18 protein-coding genes are annotated in these 17,927 nt (G+C 38.8%); 5 read left to right on the top strand and 13 right to left on the bottom strand.

Annotated elements, in window-relative coordinates:
* Positions 1-57: 57 nt before the first annotated feature.
* Positions 58-1,029 (bottom strand): lytic murein transglycosylase, encoded by a 972-nt coding sequence (locus GNP81_RS04440; RefSeq protein WP_155671556.1) that lies wholly within the window; start codon positions 1,027-1,029, stop codon positions 58-60.
* 4 nt (positions 1,030-1,033) lie between these two features.
* Positions 1,034-1,315, bottom strand: coding sequence for a YcgL domain-containing protein (locus GNP81_RS04435; protein ID WP_005420040.1), 282 nt, complete (start codon positions 1,313-1,315; stop codon positions 1,034-1,036).
* Positions 1,316-1,499: 184 nt separating this feature from the next.
* Here GNP81_RS04435 and minC point away from each other — a divergent pair, with 184 nt between their 5' ends.
* Genes minC through minE form a run of 3 tightly spaced genes read left to right on the top strand, consistent with a single transcriptional unit; the run spans position 1,500 to position 3,269 of the window.
* Positions 1,500-2,165 carry a septum site-determining protein MinC gene (minC, locus tag GNP81_RS04430; RefSeq protein WP_146861967.1) on the top strand — a complete coding sequence of 222 codons (666 nt, stop codon included), beginning with the start codon at positions 1,500-1,502 and terminating at the stop codon, positions 2,163-2,165.
* Positions 2,166-2,190: 25 nt separating this feature from the next.
* The gene (gene minD, locus GNP81_RS04425) at positions 2,191-3,003 is read left to right on the top strand and encodes a septum site-determining protein MinD (RefSeq protein WP_005420047.1); all 813 of its coding nucleotides are present in this window, start codon (positions 2,191-2,193) and stop codon (positions 3,001-3,003) included.
* A 2-nt stretch (positions 3,004-3,005) separates the two neighbouring features.
* A complete protein-coding gene (gene minE, locus GNP81_RS04420) occupies positions 3,006-3,269 on the top strand; it encodes a cell division topological specificity factor MinE (RefSeq protein WP_005420052.1) in 264 nt (87 codons plus the stop codon).
* Positions 3,270-3,340: 71 nt separating this feature from the next.
* Here the strand turns inward: minE and rnd are convergent, their stop codons facing one another.
* The 7 genes from rnd to GNP81_RS04385 all read right to left on the bottom strand — a co-directional run bounded on the left by rnd (position 3,341) and on the right by GNP81_RS04385 (position 10,983).
* Positions 3,341-4,462: a ribonuclease D gene (gene rnd / locus GNP81_RS04415; RefSeq protein WP_336495441.1), complete on the bottom strand. Its 1,122-nt coding sequence runs from the start codon at positions 4,460-4,462 to the stop codon at positions 3,341-3,343.
* Positions 4,463-4,590: 128 nt separating this feature from the next.
* Entirely contained in the window at positions 4,591-6,273 is a 1,683-nt protein-coding gene (gene fadD / locus GNP81_RS04410; protein ID WP_336495440.1) for a long-chain-fatty-acid--CoA ligase FadD, read from the bottom strand.
* Between the two features lie 185 nt (positions 6,274-6,458).
* Positions 6,459-7,328, bottom strand: coding sequence for an alpha/beta fold hydrolase (locus GNP81_RS04405; protein WP_155673621.1), 870 nt, complete (start codon positions 7,326-7,328; stop codon positions 6,459-6,461).
* Positions 7,329-7,334: 6 nt separating this feature from the next.
* Positions 7,335-7,886, bottom strand: a complete 552-nt coding sequence (locus GNP81_RS04400; protein WP_155671552.1) for a Slp family lipoprotein — start codon at positions 7,884-7,886, stop codon at positions 7,335-7,337.
* 71 nt (positions 7,887-7,957) lie between these two features.
* Entirely contained in the window at positions 7,958-8,257 is a 300-nt protein-coding gene (locus GNP81_RS04395) for a chromosome partitioning protein ParA (protein WP_155671550.1), read from the bottom strand.
* A gap of 58 nt (positions 8,258-8,315) precedes the next feature.
* Entirely contained in the window at positions 8,316-9,017 is a 702-nt protein-coding gene (gene tsaB, locus GNP81_RS04390) for a tRNA (adenosine(37)-N6)-threonylcarbamoyltransferase complex dimerization subunit type 1 TsaB (protein WP_065598268.1), read from the bottom strand.
* Between the two features lie 7 nt (positions 9,018-9,024).
* Entirely contained in the window at positions 9,025-10,983 is a 1,959-nt protein-coding gene (locus GNP81_RS04385; RefSeq protein ID WP_155673620.1) for a DNA repair helicase YoaA, read from the bottom strand.
* A gap of 235 nt (positions 10,984-11,218) precedes the next feature.
* Between GNP81_RS04385 and purU the strand changes: the two genes are divergently transcribed.
* Entirely contained in the window at positions 11,219-12,052 is an 834-nt protein-coding gene (gene purU / locus GNP81_RS04380; RefSeq protein WP_005420068.1) for a formyltetrahydrofolate deformylase, read from the top strand.
* A gap of 55 nt (positions 12,053-12,107) precedes the next feature.
* Here purU and GNP81_RS04375 read toward each other — a convergent pair whose 3' ends face one another.
* Together GNP81_RS04375 and GNP81_RS04370 are read right to left on the bottom strand one after the other, a co-directional pair.
* Entirely contained in the window at positions 12,108-12,905 is a 798-nt protein-coding gene (locus tag GNP81_RS04375; protein ID WP_155671548.1) for an alpha/beta fold hydrolase, read from the bottom strand.
* A 167-nt stretch (positions 12,906-13,072) separates the two neighbouring features.
* Positions 13,073-13,888, bottom strand: coding sequence for an AraC family transcriptional regulator (locus GNP81_RS04370; RefSeq protein WP_155671546.1), 816 nt, complete (start codon positions 13,886-13,888; stop codon positions 13,073-13,075).
* Positions 13,889-13,946: 58 nt separating this feature from the next.
* Between GNP81_RS04370 and GNP81_RS04365 the strand changes: the two genes are divergently transcribed.
* Complete coding sequence (locus tag GNP81_RS04365; protein ID WP_155673619.1) at positions 13,947-14,840, top strand: DMT family transporter; 894 nt, start codon at positions 13,947-13,949, stop codon at positions 14,838-14,840.
* A gap of 63 nt (positions 14,841-14,903) precedes the next feature.
* Here the strand turns inward: GNP81_RS04365 and GNP81_RS04360 are convergent, their stop codons facing one another.
* Together GNP81_RS04360 and malX are read right to left on the bottom strand one after the other, a co-directional pair.
* Complete coding sequence (locus GNP81_RS04360) at positions 14,904-16,076, bottom strand: MalY/PatB family protein (protein WP_155673618.1); 1,173 nt, start codon at positions 16,074-16,076, stop codon at positions 14,904-14,906.
* A gap of 127 nt (positions 16,077-16,203) precedes the next feature.
* Positions 16,204-17,781 (bottom strand): maltose/glucose-specific PTS transporter subunit IIBC, encoded by a 1,578-nt coding sequence (gene malX / locus GNP81_RS04355; protein WP_155671540.1) that lies wholly within the window; start codon positions 17,779-17,781, stop codon positions 16,204-16,206.
* Between the last annotated feature and the right edge of the window lie 146 nt (positions 17,782-17,927).

Here is a 17,927-nt window from a genome sequence, read left to right as displayed (position 1 = left end):
TAACTCACAACAAACTCCCCTGAATCCTTTGAGCAAAGCGATCTGAACCCTGCTCGGTTACTTAATCGAATCAGCTAAGTGACTTACCGCTAACGCAAAGTAATGTGAACGGTTCCAATCCATTAATACTTGGTAGTTATTATATACAAGGTACGCTCGACCATCTTTATCATCAGGTTGAACTAACCATGCTTTAATATCTGCATCAGGTAACGCTTTACCAGTCAAACGACGAACACCAAGTTCTTGCCATTGAGCTAACGTCTTACCTTTTTCTTCAGACAACCCTTTTAGGCTCTCTGTATCCAAAGATTCAGGTAATTGCACTTGACGTCCCCACGTATAGGTATCGTCCCAACCCACTTGTTTTAGGTAGTTAGCGGCTGAAGCAAATACATCGGCATGCGTATTCCAAATGTCTTTTCTTCCGTCACCATTTCCATCAACCGCATAAGATAAAAATGATGTTGGCATAAATTGGCACTGACCCATTGCACCAGCCCATGAACCTTTCATGTTTTCAGGTGTAATGTGACCTTGCTGTAAAATGGTTAATGCTGCCATGGTTTGTTTTTTGAAGAACGCTTCACGACGACCGTCATAAGCCAACGTTGTTAATGCTTCAATAACGTTATAACCACCGGTTAATTTACCAAAGTTACTTTCAACACCCCATAACGCGACAATAAATCGTGGTTGAACACCATACTCTTCACCAATTCGATTTAACTCTTTATAGTGCTTTTTATATAAATCGTTCGCTTGCTTAATTTTCCATTTTGGCACAGCTCGTGGAATATACTCATCCAGAGTTAATTTCTTCTCTGGTTGATTACGATCTGATTTTACTGCTTTCTCTTTAAATGCAACGTTTTTAAATGCACGTTCTAAAATCGGTTCTGAGATCCCAATTTCCCGCGCCTCATTTTTCAACCCAACAATGTAATCTTGAAAATCTCCTTCAGGAGTTGCTGATGCTGATGTTGCCAAAAATAAACTGACTATCCCTAGCAGTAATTTTCTCTTCATAAAATTAATTCTCTTCTCTTGCTGCTTTATCTTTTTTGTATTTTTCAAGCAGGTTTTCTGGTGGTGGTGGTAACTGCAAAAAGAATCCATTTTCTTTTATTGCTGTTTTTACTTTTTCTACATCAACTGAAGCCAGTTTTCTGCCTTCTAAATTTACCACCATTACCATGGTTGGAGTACCGAACATCGACATAAGTTCTTGCGGTACAGGGGCAAAATCATCTTTTTTCTCAATATAAAGATAAGCACCTTGTTTTTTCGTGCTTTTATAAATAGAACAGAACATTTTATAACCTATTTTTTGAAAGGATTGATCTTGCTCTCAACTTATTTCAAATGATTAATGTCTATTTGGTGAGAGGCTTGCTAAAAAGTAGACTTCTGACAATAAGATAACTTGCTGTACAGTCGAAGTGACTATAACATGGTATCAGATTTGTGGTATTAAAATTATCAAGATACAGAATAGTATGACAAAAACAGCCGATTTAAAGGGCAGTAATTTCACCCTTTCAGTATTACATTTGCCTAATGATGACGTTGCCTTAGCATTAAGTATGCTTGAGCAAAAAGTGGCACAAGCGCCTTCTTTTTTTGCTTCAGCTCCCGTTGTCGTTAACATTGAAAATGTATCGAATGAAATTAACTTTGTTGAGCTAAAATCTGGTGTCGAACGTACCGGCATGATTCCTGTTGGAATCACAGGTTGTAAAGATAAAGAAAAGCAAGCTCAAGCAACTGCTGCTGGCTTTGCAGTAATGACGTCTTTTACACCTCAACAAGTAACGCAAAAAGCAAATATGCAGCCAACGAAAGTGGTAAAAACACCCATTCGTTCAGGCCAACAAATATATGCAAAAGATGCGGATCTTGTGATCTTAAATCATGTAAGTCCAGGTGCTGAAGTGATAGCAGATGGCAGTATACATATTCATGGCACATTACGCGGCAGAGCAATTGCTGGTGCGAGTGGCCAAGCGGAAGCAAAAGTCTTCTGTAAAAACTTACAAGCTGAGCTAATTTCCATCGCAGGTAATTATTGGCTAAGCGATCAAATTGACAAAGAGTATTGGCATCAAAATGTCATGATCACTATGGTTGAAGACCGTATTCAGATCGATACCCTAACGTTATAGCACAATAGAAAAAGGAATAATAAAAATGGCACGTATTGTCGTTGTGACTTCAGGCAAAGGTGGCGTAGGTAAGACTACTTCTAGCTCTGCAATTGCATCGGGTCTTGCACTGGCTGGCAAAAAAACTGCGGTAATCGATTTTGATATTGGTTTACGTAACCTTGACCTAATTATGGGTTGTGAGCGTCGTGTTGTTTACGATTTTGTAAACGTTATTAACGGCGAAGCAACTCTAAACCAAGCGTTAATTAAAGATAAGCGTGTAGGTAATCTATTTATCCTACCGGCTTCTCAAACTCGTGATAAAGATGCACTAACCAAAGATGGTGTTCGTCGCGTTCTTGATGAACTGATCGAAATGAACTTTGATTTCATTATTTGTGATTCTCCAGCGGGTATCGAAGCGGGTGCTTTAATGGCACTGTACTTTGCAGATGAAGCGATTATTACCACGAACCCTGAAGTTTCTTCAGTTCGTGACTCTGACCGAATTCTTGGCATTTTAGATTCTAAATCACGCCGAGCTGAAGACTCATTAGAACCTGTAAAACAACATCTACTACTAACACGCTACTGCCCTGCTCGAGTAAACCAAGGCGAGATGTTAAGTGTGGGTGATGTTGAAGAAATTTTAAACATTCCACTTTTAGGTGTAATTCCAGAGAGTCAATCAGTACTAAATGCATCAAACAAAGGTGTTCCAGTAATTTTTGATGAAGAGTCTAACGCTGGTGCAGCATATCAAGATGCTGTCGATCGCTTATTAGGTAAAGAAGTATCATTCCGTTTCTTAGAAGAAGAGAAAAAAGGCATCTTTAAACGACTATTTGGAGGTTAAGCATGGCATTGCTTGAGTTTTTTAGACCACAGAAAAAAGCCACTGCTAACATAGCTAAGGAAAGGCTACAGATTATTGTTGCAGAACGTCGAAATGGCGGCCCTGCACCATCGTATTTGCCTCAACTTAAAGAAGATATTCTTAAAGTGATCAGCAAATATGTTGAAGTAAATCCTGATATGGTTACTGTTTCTTTAGAACAAAAAGAAGAAGATTTATCTGTTTTAGAATTGAATGTCACTCTTCCTGACGAAGACGATCATTAAACTGAAAATACAGTTTTAAACGCGCATTAAAAAAGGTGACTCATGAGTCACCTTTTTTTATTTTTAGGCTGTTATTTCTCTATCACAGACATAAAACGCGCTTCTAATAGTTCACCACGCCAACCTTTTAATACATCAGGTTTTAGCTCTGGTGCTGCGTTCTTTTTCCATTTCCAAGATAACAATTGATTTAGCTGTTTTTTCGATGCTAAAAACTCAGGCATTAAACCAGATTTATCCGAAGCGACTTTCACTTCATCTTTTAATAATTTAAAGATTTGTTTATAGCCTGGATAATCCATTAATCGTGTTACTTGCTCTGGGTATTCGTTTGGATTTAAATCATCGGCTAAATAAGTAAAACGCAATAATTTACCACCATGACGTTGAACTTCTCTTGGATCAAATTCTTCTTTAAGCATCTGCTCTTTGCTACGAAGCCCAAAACGAGCCAGTTTCCAAAGACTCAGCTCTTTTACAACAAAGTTAACCGCTAAATCACGCTTTCTCGCTTCTTCTAAACGCCACTTTGCAGCCATTTTTAAAATAGCTAACTGTTTAGGGTTGAGCTGCCACGCATTTTTAATATCTAAATAGGCCTTCTCTGCATCAGGTTGCTTTTCACGCTTTTTAACAGCAAGTGCTGATTCTTGATAAGCCGCATCTTCCCATTGAGTTTGAGATAACTCAGCTTGAAGCTTTTCAAATAATGGCAATAAATAATGCACATCTGCCGCTGCATAGTGAAGTTGTTTATCTGATAATGGACGAGCCATCCAATCCGTTCTTGCTTCGCCTTTATCTAATTCAATACCTAAGTAATCAGAAACCAGCTTAGCAAACCCTGTGGAAAGTCCATAACCTAAAAATGCCGCCATAATTTGTGTATCAATCATAGGTGTTGGCATACAACCCGCGTAATGTTGGAAGACCTCTAAATCTTCACCACAAGCATGAAGCACTTTCGTCACTGATTCGTTTTTCAATAAATCCCAAAGAGGCGTTAGATCATCAATCTCAACCGGATCAACAAGCGCTAATGTCTCACCATCAAACATTTGAATTAAACCTAAACGTGCATATAACGTTCGGGTTCTTACAAACTCAGTATCCAACATTAAAAATGGTTTAGTGCTTGCCTGCTGACAGATCTCAGCTAAGCGCTGACTCTGGGTAACGATTTCAAATTCCACAGTATTTCCTTAATTGATGCCAAGGCAAGATAGCTTAATTTCAGTAAAACTAAGCTATCTTGTCTCTATAAATAAAAATAATGCCAGCGATTAGGCTGGCATTATCGTATTTCTATATTGTACCTAAATTATGCGTTTTCTTCTGCTTTATATTCATCACGCAGTTCACGACGCAAAATCTTACCTACGTTTGTTTTTGGTAGATCATCTCTGAACTCAACAATACGAGGGATTTTGTAACCTGTAAGGTGTTTACGACAGTGTGCCACTAACTCATCTTTAGTTAAGCTAGGATCGCGTTTAACCACACAAATACGAACCACTTCACCTGAAGTTGGATGCGGTTTACCTACCGCCGCCACTTCTAGAACTTTTCCATGAAGCGCTACAACATCTTCAATTTCATTTGGATAAACGTTAAAGCCAGATACTAGAATCATGTCTTTTTTACGATCAACGATATGTAAGAAACCTTCATCGTCAAATTTAACGATATCACCCGTACTCACCCAACCGTCTTCACAAATCATATCTTTTGTTGCTTCTGCACGGTTCCAGTAGCCTTTCATGACTTGTGGTCCACGAACTTGAAGCTCACCAACTTGATCGTTAGCTAGTACGTTACCTTCATCATCAATCATACGAACTTCTGTTGATGGAACTGGTAAACCAATTGAACCATTGTATGACGTTAAATCATGTGGGTATGCCGCTACCAGTGGTGAACACTCAGTTAAACCGTAGCCTTCTAATAAGTAACAACCTGTGTGTTGTTGCCATTTTTCTGCAACAGCACGTTGCACAGCCATACCACCACCAACAGCCAGACGTAAATTACTAAAGTCTAACTCATGGAAATCTTCATTATTTACTAATGCATTGAATAATGTATTTACACCAGTAATCGCCGTGAATGGGTATTTTTGAAGCTCTTTAATGAAACCTGGGATATCACGAGGGTTAGTGATAAGTAGGTTACGGCCACCCATTTCAATAAACAGTAAACAGTTAACCGTTAACGCAAATACATGGTAAAGAGGAAGCGCAGTAACAATCAGTTCACGGCCTTCTGTCAATACAGGGCCATAAGCGCCTTTTGCTTGCATTACGTTTGCGATCATATTGCGGTGAGTTAGCATTGCGCCTTTTGCAACGCCTGTAGTACCGCCAGTGTATTGTAGGAAAGCTAAGTCTTCACTTTCAATAAATGGCTTAATGTACTGCATTCTACGACCTTTACGCAGTGCATTACGCATAGATGTCGCATGTGGAAGATCGTACTTTGGTACCATCTTCTTCACGTACTTAACAACGAAGTTAACGATGGTGCCTTTCGCTCGAGGAAGTTGCTCACCTAAATTCGTTAAAATAACGTGTTTAACAGGTGTGTTATCAACCACCTCTTCTAGCGTACTAGCGAAGTTTGAAACGATAACAATAGCAGCAGCGCCTGAATCATTCAGTTGATGCTCTAATTCACGTGGTGTGTAAAGTGGGTTAACGTTCACCGCAACCATACCTGCACGAAGTACACCAAATAATGCAATTGGGTATTGCAGTAAGTTTGGCATCATTAACGCAACACGATCACCTTTTTTAAGCTTCAGTTCATTTTGTAAGTAGGCAGCAAAAGCACGGCTACGCTCTTCTAGCTTACGGAATGTCATTACTGAACCCATATTAATGAATGCTGGTTGATCGGCATATTTATGAACCGATTTCTCAAACATATCCACTAATGAGGTGTATTCATCTGGGTTAATTTCTGCTGGTACGTCTTTTGGGTAACGTGAAAGCCAAACTTTATCCACGCTTTTCTCCTATTCTTATATGTGACTTATTGCTAGTACGACAATAACTCTATGACAGTGATCACTATCACTTTTGTGGTGTAGACTATTTACTCTACAATTTTAGTCAACTATTTTTATTCACAATTATTCATTCGATGTTTTTTTAAACAAGAATGAGGGCTTTTTTTAAAGATGTGAAGTATTTATGTAGTAATAGTGTTAATTAATGTGGTTAAGTGCTCACTTATTAAATTTGGGTTTTCCAAATGACAATGGTGACCACCTTTAATGTAATAACAGGTAAAATCCGAAATAAATTTATATCTGTGTTCTTTCTGTTTTAAATGACCATAACCATTCTGCCCAACTACTGCAAACACTGGACATTCAATTTTATCTAATAGTGCTAAAGCGTGTGTTTCCGACATTCGATATAAAGAATCACACTTTACTTTTGCATCTGTGGTCCATTGAACATGTTCAGGTTCTGCTCTTAATGAACGTAAAACCATTGGCTCAATAAGAGACTGAGGCAACTGATTGACTTTGGCTCTTAGTTCTAAAGCTGATTGAGCGTCTTTTAATCTTCTTTGCGGTTTATTTCGGTAACGCTGACGACTTAATATACCTTGACGCAATCTATCTGTTATTTGGCTCTCATCTTCACTCAAAGGCCCTAACGCTTCTATCATCATTAGAGCTGATACTTTTTCGGGGAAAGCAGCACAATAAGCACTAGCAATTAAGCCACCTAAAGAGTGTCCAACCAAAATAACGGATTGTTGATTTAAATGTAGGATAACTTGGTGAAGATCATCAATATAATCAAAAAAGTGATAAAAATTATCCCCGCCTTTATGAGAGGATAACCCATGCCCAAACCAGTCAAACGCAATCAAATGGTGGGTTGGATTCGCCTTTGTGTACGATTCCATTGTGGTAAGAAACGTCGCTGCATTATCTTGCCAACCATGTAAAAACAGAATCGTTTGTTCGACCTGTTCTGGTTTAACTTCAAGTAAGGCTATTTCACCATGATAAAGAGGCAGTGATCTTTCATGAAACAATGACATCAGAGGTTACTTCACTTCCTGCACAACTTTTCCACGACGAGTTTCAAGATGACTTCGTTGATGCAAACAACGAGCTCCTGTACATGGCATGTAGCTCATATCTAAATCATTAGTCACTACATACTCTTGCACTTGCCATAAATGAATAGCCGATGCTTGAATAACAGGGAATGGATAGACAAACTCACCAACATTGGCTTTTTCAATACCGTCAGCATCGCCAATTACTGTAATTAGTCGACCATTGGCATAGGTAACAGGATCAATAAACCCTTTTACATACACAACAAAACGACCATTAGGTTCTTCGGAAATATCTGGCTTTCCAACAGAAGAAATTGGAAGATTTACAATTTCAATTCGAGTTTGATCCGACAAGTTATCAAGGCGAGCAATCACACCACCTAATCGTACTTCTGCTTTTTCCCCTGCATTTGCCGCATCAGAGAAAGCACTATATTCAACCAGAGTCGTTGCTTGAGTTGATTTAAGTTCTTGAGGAAGAGAGCTGCACCCTACAAGTAATAATGCAGAAAGAAAAAAAATAACTTGTTTCATATTGAACCTCTCACGATTGAAATCATACCAATTAAGATAAGTAGTGAACTACATAAAGGTATGGGTTAGCGTTATATATAGAGATCGACACCGACTAATTGAGCAAGTTCCTCTCTACGCTTTTGAAGCATGACTTCCATATATTCTTCCATGGCATGACGATTACGCCCTTCAGGTAAGTCATACTGAACACGAGAGTTCGCATATTCAGATGCATTCAGTTGTTTAACTTGTGTCGTTACAGCAGTCGCCACTTTTGATGGCTGAGCAACTAGAGATTTACTTCCAGTCGTCTTTTTAACTTGGCTCTTTTTACCTACTGCTTGCTGTTTTTGCACCAGCGCAGGTGGCAACCCTTGAATCGATACCATAATGACCTTTTGAATAAACAACTAAGCGAGGCTTTACTCCTCGCTTGGATATTAAAAACTATTCGCGTCCCGGTAATTTTTTCCACGTCACCGTATCACGAACATAAACAGGACTCGATTCTTCCGCAGGAAGCGCCAAGCCTTGTTCAAATTTTTGCTGTGCAAGTAATGCCATATCTTCAGCATCAGGATAAAGCACATCAGAGGCTTTACGCTCTAAAGGTAATGTTGCCAACGCTTCTGTATAAGCATCCCAACCTGTACCAACCGTTAACCATTCACCTGATTGTTCTGGTAAATACGTTGATAATGCCTCTGGTGCAGACACAGTTTCAGCAACTTCATAAGTCCAAGTACCATCTTGATTACGTTGGTACATACCAAAGTACACTTCACCCATTCGCGCATCAATTGAAGCTGCAACTTGAGTAGCTCCGTGTAATCGGTAACCCGCTTGTGCCATTGCTTCTAGTGTTGAAATGCCTACCATAGGTAAATCGGCACCAAACGCTAAACCTTGAGCAATACCGATACCAATACGCACACCAGTAAAACTACCAGGGCCCTGGCCAAATGCTAATGCATCTAAATCTTGTAAGCGCACACCCGCTTCTTTTAATACTTCATCCACAAAAGGAAGAATTTTAATGGTGTGTTCACGCGGTGCCACTGCACGTCGAGAATAGACTTTTCCGTCAACAATCAGTGCGACAGAACAGTTTTCAGTGGCGGTATCAACCGCTAAAATTTTTGCGCTCATTAATGCCTCAATTTTCTAAAATGGCTTTTTGTTCTACTTGTTCTATTTCTGTCTGATTCGTTTGTGCTAAAAATTCAGACACTTTTTTCAAATCTCGTGTTCTTGGTATTGGTGGCAAACTTTGTAAAAAAGTCGAACCATAAGGACGAGTTACTAAACGATTGTCACAAATCACCAATACCCCTTTATCTTTGGTATCTCGAATAAGACGCCCAACACCCTGTTTTAAGGTTATCACCGCATCAGGGATCTGCACCTGAGAAAAGGCATCCCCACCGCTTAATTGACAATCTTCAATACGCGCTTTTAATAGCGGATCGTCCGGTGCCGTAAAAGGTAATTTATCAATGATAACACAGCTTAAGGCATCACCTCTAACATCAATACCTTCCCAGAAAGCCCCAGTCGCAACCAACAATGCATTACCCAGTTCCATAAACTCTGTAAGTAACTTTTGCTTAGTGGTTTCACCTTGAACTAATACTGGTAAATCAAGTGTTTGCCTAAAGAGTTCAGCTAAGTCTCTCATCATTTGATGTGATGTACATAAAAAGAAACAGCGACCTTGGTTTTGCTTAATAACGGGTTCCACTAATTCAACCAACTTAGGAGCAACACCATAGCTATTTGGCTCAGGTAAAAATCGTGGTACGCACAATAAAGCCTGAGATTGATAATCAAATGGGCTTGGTAGCGAAAACTGTTTTGTCGGCTCTAACCCCAAACGTTGCGTAAAATGTGAGAAATCATCATTAACCGCTAACGTTGCCGACGTAAAAATCCACGCGCCCTCTTTTTCTGCCACTTGCTCTTTGAACTTATCTGCAACCGACAGTGGTGTTATATGTAAACTAAAATGTCTTGGGGTACATTCATACCAATATGAGTAGCCACTTATTGTCGTATCACATACACGCTCTAAACGATTTTTCAATAACGTGCATCGCTCAAAAGCAGCATCCAATAATTGACTGCGACCTAAGGCCAATTTTAATACATCATAAGCAAGTTCAAAGGCATCATTGATGCGCAAAATTTCACGTTGAACCGCTTGTGATTTTATTGCCTCTCGCCAATTACCTCTAAAGCTGGTATCCCCTAAAATAATACGCAAATCCATTGCTGAACCAGCTAAGCGTTCTGCCACTTTTTGCAATTGACGCATATCTCTCGCTTCAGTGCGATAACCTATTTCAATGTCTTTTGCTAATTCCGTTAATTGGCGACTTGATAAACTTTGCCCAAAATATTGACTCGCAATATCAGGTAACTGATGGGCCTCATCAAAAATAAAAATATCCGCCTCGGGGATCAACTCACCAAACCCTGTTTCTTTAATTGCTAAATCAGCAAGAAATAAATGATGGTTAACGACCACGACATCCGCATCAAGGGCTTTTTTACGCGCTTTAACAACAAAGCACTCTTCAAAACTTGGGCACTCTTTACCTAAACAGTTATCGTTAGTTGATGTGATAGAAGGAATGATTGGGCTATCTTCGGCAATCGCTTCACAATCACCTAAATCTCCCGTCTTGGTTTCAGAAGACCAAGTTCTCACTTTAACTAATTGCGTCAGTAACCCTGGATCCGCTTGAGGGGTATGACTTTCAATTAATTGGCGATTCAATCGTTCAGGACATAAATAGTTTGAACGACCTTTTAGCAAAGCCACTTGACCATAAAAACCAAGCGATGACACCATTAAGGGTAAATCACGATGGAAAAGTTGTTCTTGAAGGTTTTTAGATCCAGTACTAATGATGGTTTTTTTACCACTAACCAGAGCAGGCGCAAGATAAGCGAACGTTTTACCCGTCCCCGTTCCAGCTTCAACGACTAATTGAGTACCATTTTTAATTGCATCATGAACAGCATGAGCCATATCCAACTGGGGTTGACGAGGTTGAAAACCGGGAATGGCTTTACCTAATGCACCTGATGACGAAAAAATCTTGGCAATCATATCAACCGATATCCATCGTGAATAAAAAAGAGAAAGAGATTATGCCAAGAAACCAGAAGAAACTAAACGGGAAGTTTGTATTGAATCGAAGCTAATTGGCTCCTCCTAATAATACTAAATTCACTTAGCGTTTTGATTTGATATGGTAAAAACTCCTTTACGCTCCCTTCTTTTATCGGTAAAAGAATAAGGTGAATAAAATTAATAATTACACTATGTAAGCACGAGAGATAAAATGGAAAAGAAAATACTATTAACGGATTGCCCTGATTCTCGTGGGCTAATAGCAAAAATCACCAACATTTGTTACAAACATCAGCTAAACATTGTTCATAACAATGAATACGTTGATAACGTAACAGGTCAGTTTTTTATGAGAACTGAGCTAGAGGGCATTTTTAATGATGTCACTTTTCTAGCTGATATTGATGAAGCACTTCCAACAGGAAGTCATCGTAAATTGGTGACTGAACCACGCAAAAAAGTGGTTATTCTCGTTACTAAAGAAGCACACTGCATTGGTGATATTCTTATAAAGGCCTACTCTGGTGCTATGAATATCGATATCGCAGCAGTTGTAGGTAATCACGATGTCTTAGGCGGACTCATTGAAAAGTTCGATATCCCTTTTCATTATGTCTCTCATGAAGGACTATCACGCGAAGAGCATGAAGAAAAAATGCTTGAAGTGATTAACTCTTATGAACCAGAATACGTTGTATTAGCAAAATATATGCGTGTATTAACGCCCAATTTTGTTGCTCAATTCCCTAAGAAAATCATTAATATTCATCACAGTTTCTTACCTGCTTTCATTGGTGCAAAACCTTACCAACAAGCGTATGACCGCGGCGTAAAAATCATTGGTGCTACCGCACACTTTGTGACAAATGATTTAGATGAAGGCCCAATCATTAAACAAGACGTTATTCCTGTAGATCACAACTTTAGTGCTGAAGATATGGCAATGGCTGGTCGTGACGTAGAAAAATCGGTATTAAGTAAAGCGCTAACAAAAGTACTGAACGATCACGTTTTTGTTTACGGCAATAAAACCGTTATTCTTTAACGACTAAAATAAAAACGGCGATCATGATGATCGCCGTTTTATTTTTAGTTCATTGTTATTGAGCCGCAATAAACTCTATTGCGTATTTATTAAATTCTTTTGGCCTATCAATATTACATACATGTCCACATTCAGGGATTTGTAATAGCTGGCTGTGTTGATGTACTGCCACCATCTCTTCCACTGGTTTCATAAACAAATAATCATTTGCCCCCATCAAATAAAGTGTTGGGATCGCTAACTCTTTATCTTTGAAGTAACGCATGAGCGGATTGACATCAGCAGCTAATTTAAACCAACGCTTAAACTCTTTTTGACACAATTTTTTAGCTTCACGAGTAAACACATGTCGAGATTCTTTTTGGCTTTTTTGCGGCATCACCACATAAGAAAACAACTTATAAAGCCACATATAAGGCATGATATTCTTTGTCATATCACCCATTTTAATCAAAAACTGAGAACGGAAATTAAAACGAGTAATCGCTCCAGCTAACACCATAGAACTCACACGATCTTGTGCTAATTCAGCCAAGTTTCGGATAATAATCGTACCAAGAGACATACCAACAAAGTGCGCAGATTTGATATTAAGATGATCAAGTACATCTAGAATATCCTGACTCACCACTTTAAAAGAGTACTGTTTATTGATGAATTCTTTGATCTGAGAGAAGTGGTTCGAACGTCCATGACCACGTAAATCAATGAGCAATACATTAAAGTTCTTTCTAAAAGCAGCAATTTGCTTAAACCATGTTGTTGAGCTTCCACCCGCACCATGAACAAATACTACCCATTTAGCGCTCGATTCATGCTCATAGGTTCTATGGAATAATAAAGACTCAGACATCCTTTCAACTTCATTCAAAATTTACATTAACATTGACTATAGCATTTCAAATAGAAGATGAATACTTCACACTGCATTTCCCATCACAGCATTAATATATTCATACAAAAATAATCTAACCATCTGATTTTAAAACCCCAAAAAAGAGTAATTACTCTATCGTTTACCTATTTACCCTGCTGCTCTTTTCTAAACTGTTCAGGAGTTACTCCCGTATGTTTACGAAACATTTTAATAAAAGAGGAACCTTGGCTATAGCCTAATTGATATGCAATTTCATTGATTGATATAGCATCTTTTAACAAAACCATAGCCTTAGCCAATTTAGCCCTCTGGCGCCAATCATTAAAACTCATTTTCAACTCTTTTTGAAAACGTCTTGCTAATGTTCTTTCGGTACTAAACACTCGCTTAGCCCATACCTCTAAACTTGAATCATCTGCAGGGTTATCTTGTAACTGCATTAAAATTGGAACCAATAACTTATCATCCGTAAAAGGAAGGTAATTTTCTATTGGATTGGTTTTTGATAAACGCTCTATCAGAACATGACTTAAATATTTATCTTCTGTGCTAAGAACTTCTGTGGTTTGACGCGCGACAAGATCATCAATGATTGCTCTTAATAATGGCGTTAAAGGAAACATACAGGCATTCGCAGGCAGTTTCTGACTTAACTCAAACTCAATATTTATCGCACAGTATTCAACATCATTATGATTAAACGCACGATGCGATAAATGCGCTGGCGTCCAAATCGCATAATTAGCAGGACAAAACATTTTTTGCTTATCCACTTCCATTTCAAGTCGTCCTTGCTTAATCAAATGTAACTGACCCCAAGGGTGTGAATGCGATAACGTTTCTGTTTTTGCCTCAAGAAAAAAATAATGAAAAAACACATCCGTCGGCAGGCTTTCATCTAATTGAGGCAGGAATTTTTTATCTGTCATGTTCGCTATGTTAGGTGTCCTAAATGGCATACAACTCTGCTCGCTATTGATGTGATAATTCTATCAATTATTTCTGATAGAGGTTTTTATGACTATCTTCTTCCCTATTACAGCCGTATTTATCTGGGCGACGAATGCCGTGATAAGTAAACTCGCTACAGAGGCAATCGAACCTGGTGCTATCGCATTCTATCGCTGGTTTTTTGCTATATTTATCTTGCTGCCTTTTTGTATAAATCCGGTATGGCAACAAAGGCAACAAATTAAAGCTCACTTAGGTAAGTTAACCATATTGGCTTCATTAGGTATGGTGCTAAACCAATGCCTTGCTTACTACGCCGCTCATACAACAAGCGCAACCAACATCGCTGTCTTTTTATCACTGATGCCTTTATTTGGATTATTCCTAGCCGTTCCTTTATTAGGTAATAAACTTAAAAAACAAGCGTTAATTGGCGCTATCATTTCGTTTTCAGGGCTTATTTATATGCTAAGTGAAGGAAACCCAATGAGCTTATTATCAAATGGAATAAAACAAGGTGATGGCTTAATGTTTATCTCAAGTTTGGCTTACGCTTTATATTCCGTTTTGCTTAATAAATGGAAACTACCGTTGGCACCTTGGACTTCCGTTTTTTGCCAAGTCGTTATTGGTGCTGTACTTCAGTTACCTTTATTGCTAACAAGTGACTCTTATATGATCAGCCACTCCGCCCTACCTATGGTTTTATTCGCGGCAGCGTTTGCCTCTGTTATCGCACCTTGGTGTTGGCTGCAAGGAGTACAAAGGATCGGTTCTTCCCAAGCCACATTATTTATGAATTTAGTTCCTGTATTTACTGTAGTAATCAGCTTTATTTTTCTAGGCAAAGTTCCTACTTGGTATCACCTAATAGGAGGAAGTGCGGTATTAATTGGCTTGCTCGTAGCTCAAGTAAAAATCAAATCGATGCAAACAGAACTCTCAGTAAAAACCATTTAATGTCAGATGACACAAGCAATCATAAAAAAATATGCACCTCTTATATCAAGAGGTGCATCACTTTTATTCCGCCAATTCTTTAACCGCAGAAATCAGCGCCACCAGTCCTTTTTCTACTTTTTCTCTTGGGCAACCTAAATTCAAACGAACAAAATATTTTCCAACTTCACCATAAGTACTCCCTTGCATTATCGCTACCTTATGTTTCTTGATAAGACACTGATTTAATTTATCCATATCAATAGAAAGCGAAGAGAGATCAATCCAAGCAAGATAAGTTGCATCTGGAATTTGGTAACCAATACTTGGTAACTGAGCTGCTAATGTCTGTTGAACATAATGATGATTCTCATAAAGATAGGTTTTTAATTCATCTAGCCAAGGTGCTCCTTTTTGATACGCCGACATTAAACCAATAACACCTAAAATCGAGGGTGATGATAAGCCATCCACTTGTTTAAGATTAAACAGGTAATTATCTCGTGTTGACTCTTCTGCAATAAATGCGTAAGCCCCATTTAGTGCTGGGATATTAAATGATTTTGATGCTGAACTGACTAACGCCCAACGCTCTCCTGCATTAAAACCCTGCCAAGGCGTATGAGGCTTAAATGACACATCCATGTGGATCTCATCACTAATCACAGCCACATTATGCTTTTGACACAACGAAGCCATACGAGTTAATTCTGTAGGTGTCCAAACTCTTCCCGTTGGATTATGTGGGCTACATAAAAGCAAAATTGAATTATTTGGATCCGCTAACTGTACTTCAAATTGTTCCCAATTAATCTGATAACCAGAGTCTGTAGCTTGTAACTTATTAGCGACGATTGTACGCCCTAACCCTAGAATCATTTTGTCAAAAGCATCATAAGCAGGAGTATGGATAATCACCCCTTGATTCGGTTGACTCCATTCACGTATTAATTGAGAGACAATATAAATTACGGAAGGCCCATACACTAGATGCTCATCATTAAATTCAGCATCAAAACGACTCTTAAACCAATGAGTAACCGCATTTTTAAAATCACTGTGATTCCATCGACTATAGCCAAACACAGGGTGATTAATACGAGAGTTTAAGGCTTCAATCACAGCAGGGGGTGCGGCAAAATCCATATCCGAAATAGTAAATGGAAGCAAATCCGCCTCCCCAAATCGGTCCTCAACATAGTCCCATTGAGTGCAGTAACTGCCTTTACGATTAATTTGTTCAGAGAAATTGAACATAGATAAATACTCCCAAAAAACAAACCAGAAATAGAAACAAAAAGAAAAGAAAAAGCGGAGTTAAATAAACTCCGCAATGAAAACCAATCTAAACATAGATTAACGACTTATTTAGATTGGTATCGTACTAGGCTGGTGTTGCCATTAGTGATTGAATTTCATTTTTAACCATATGAACTTGAGTACCAATAACCACTTGTAAACTGTGTTCATCAAGTTTCACAACACCAAGAGCACCGTAAGCCTTTAGCTCTGCATCATTTACCAGTCTCATATCAGCAACGGTTAAACGTAAGCGTGTAATACAGTTATCAAGTGAAGTAATGTTTTCTGCACCACCAAGAGCAGCAAGGATTAACGCCCCTTTACCACCTTCAGTCGCTAGAATCGTTTCAGCTTCAGCCGATACAGGAACTTCGTTTGTTTCACGTCCAGGTGTTTTCAAGTTGAACTTAAGAATCGCAAACTTAAATACGAAGTAGTAAATAGTAAACCAAACACCAGCTACAACAGGAACCAAATACCATTTCGTTGCTGTACCTTGAAGTACACCAAAGACTAAGAAATCAATAATGTTGCCATCAGTATTACCGATAGTGACATCTAACATCCCCATTACCATGAAACCTAAACCAGTTAGCATCGCATGAATAAAGTACAGCACAGGTGCAACAAATAGGAATAAGAATTCAAGAGGTTCGGTAATACCGCCAACGATACAAGCCACAACACCAGAAATTAATAACGCTTTAATTTTGCTTCGATTTTCAATTTTAGAACAGTGGTACATTGCCAAAGCTGCACCAGGAAGACCACCTAAGAACGCTGGCATCTTGCCTTGAGATAGGAATGCAGTTACAGATGGCGTAAAACCTTGAGTGTCTGGACAAGATAATTCTGAGTAGAAAATATTAAGAGCACCAGATACCGTGTCACCACACACTTCCATCGTGCCGCCCGCTTCAGTGAATCGAATCAGCGCAACCAAAATATGATGAAGACCAATAGGAAGTAGTAAACGCTCACCAGCACCAAATAAGAAAGGTCCGAAATCTCCCGCACCGGCTATCGCATAACCAATACCGTTAATGCCAGCTGCAAAATAAGGCCAAATAAAAGGAACAAGCAGACCAACAACGCCAAGTGTAATTGAAGAGATAATTGGAACAAAACGAGCGCCACCAAAGAAAGCTAACGCATCTGGCATTTTAAATGTGTAGAAACGAGTATGCAGTTTAGCAACAATAATACCAACGATAACGGCACCTAAAATACCCGTATCAATGGATTCGGTACCAAGAATAGATGTTACGCCGTATGACTGACGCAGAGCTTCACTATCTAGCGCTCCTGTTACGGTTAAATAGAAATTGATTGAAAGGTTAAGCGCGGCGTAACCAACTAGACCTGAAAATGCTGCAACCCCTTTTTCTTCACGAGCTAATCCCATTGGAATCGCAATAGCAAACATCACTGGTAAGTAGATAAAAGCCACTAAACCAATTTTTGTCATCCAAATAAAAATATATTGAAGAATAACGTTATCAAAAAAAGGCATTGCCTCTTTTAACGCTGCACTAGAAAAAGAGCTCCCGATACCAAGAAGAATACCCGAAAAAGCGAGCAAAGCGACAGGAACCATAAAGGTCTTACCTAAACTCTGTAAGAACTCCCACAGAGTAGTTTTATTAGCTTTTTGTTGCATAGGATTTCTCCATTAAATAAATCAAATAGACAACAGGAGGTAATTCAACAGCTTTAAATTTGTTGAGTACGCTTTCGTATTTATCGACACAATACACATGATAAAGACTTGGTAAAACGTTTTACCACTTTTCCTGTGATCACGAT

Source organism: Aliivibrio fischeri, from assembly GCF_009727955.1.
In the GTDB taxonomy this organism is placed as follows: domain Bacteria; phylum Pseudomonadota; class Gammaproteobacteria; order Enterobacterales; family Vibrionaceae; genus Aliivibrio; species Aliivibrio fischeri_A.
Note: the sequence above shows the minus strand (reverse complement) of the source record. Positions and strands in the feature narration are given on the sequence as shown.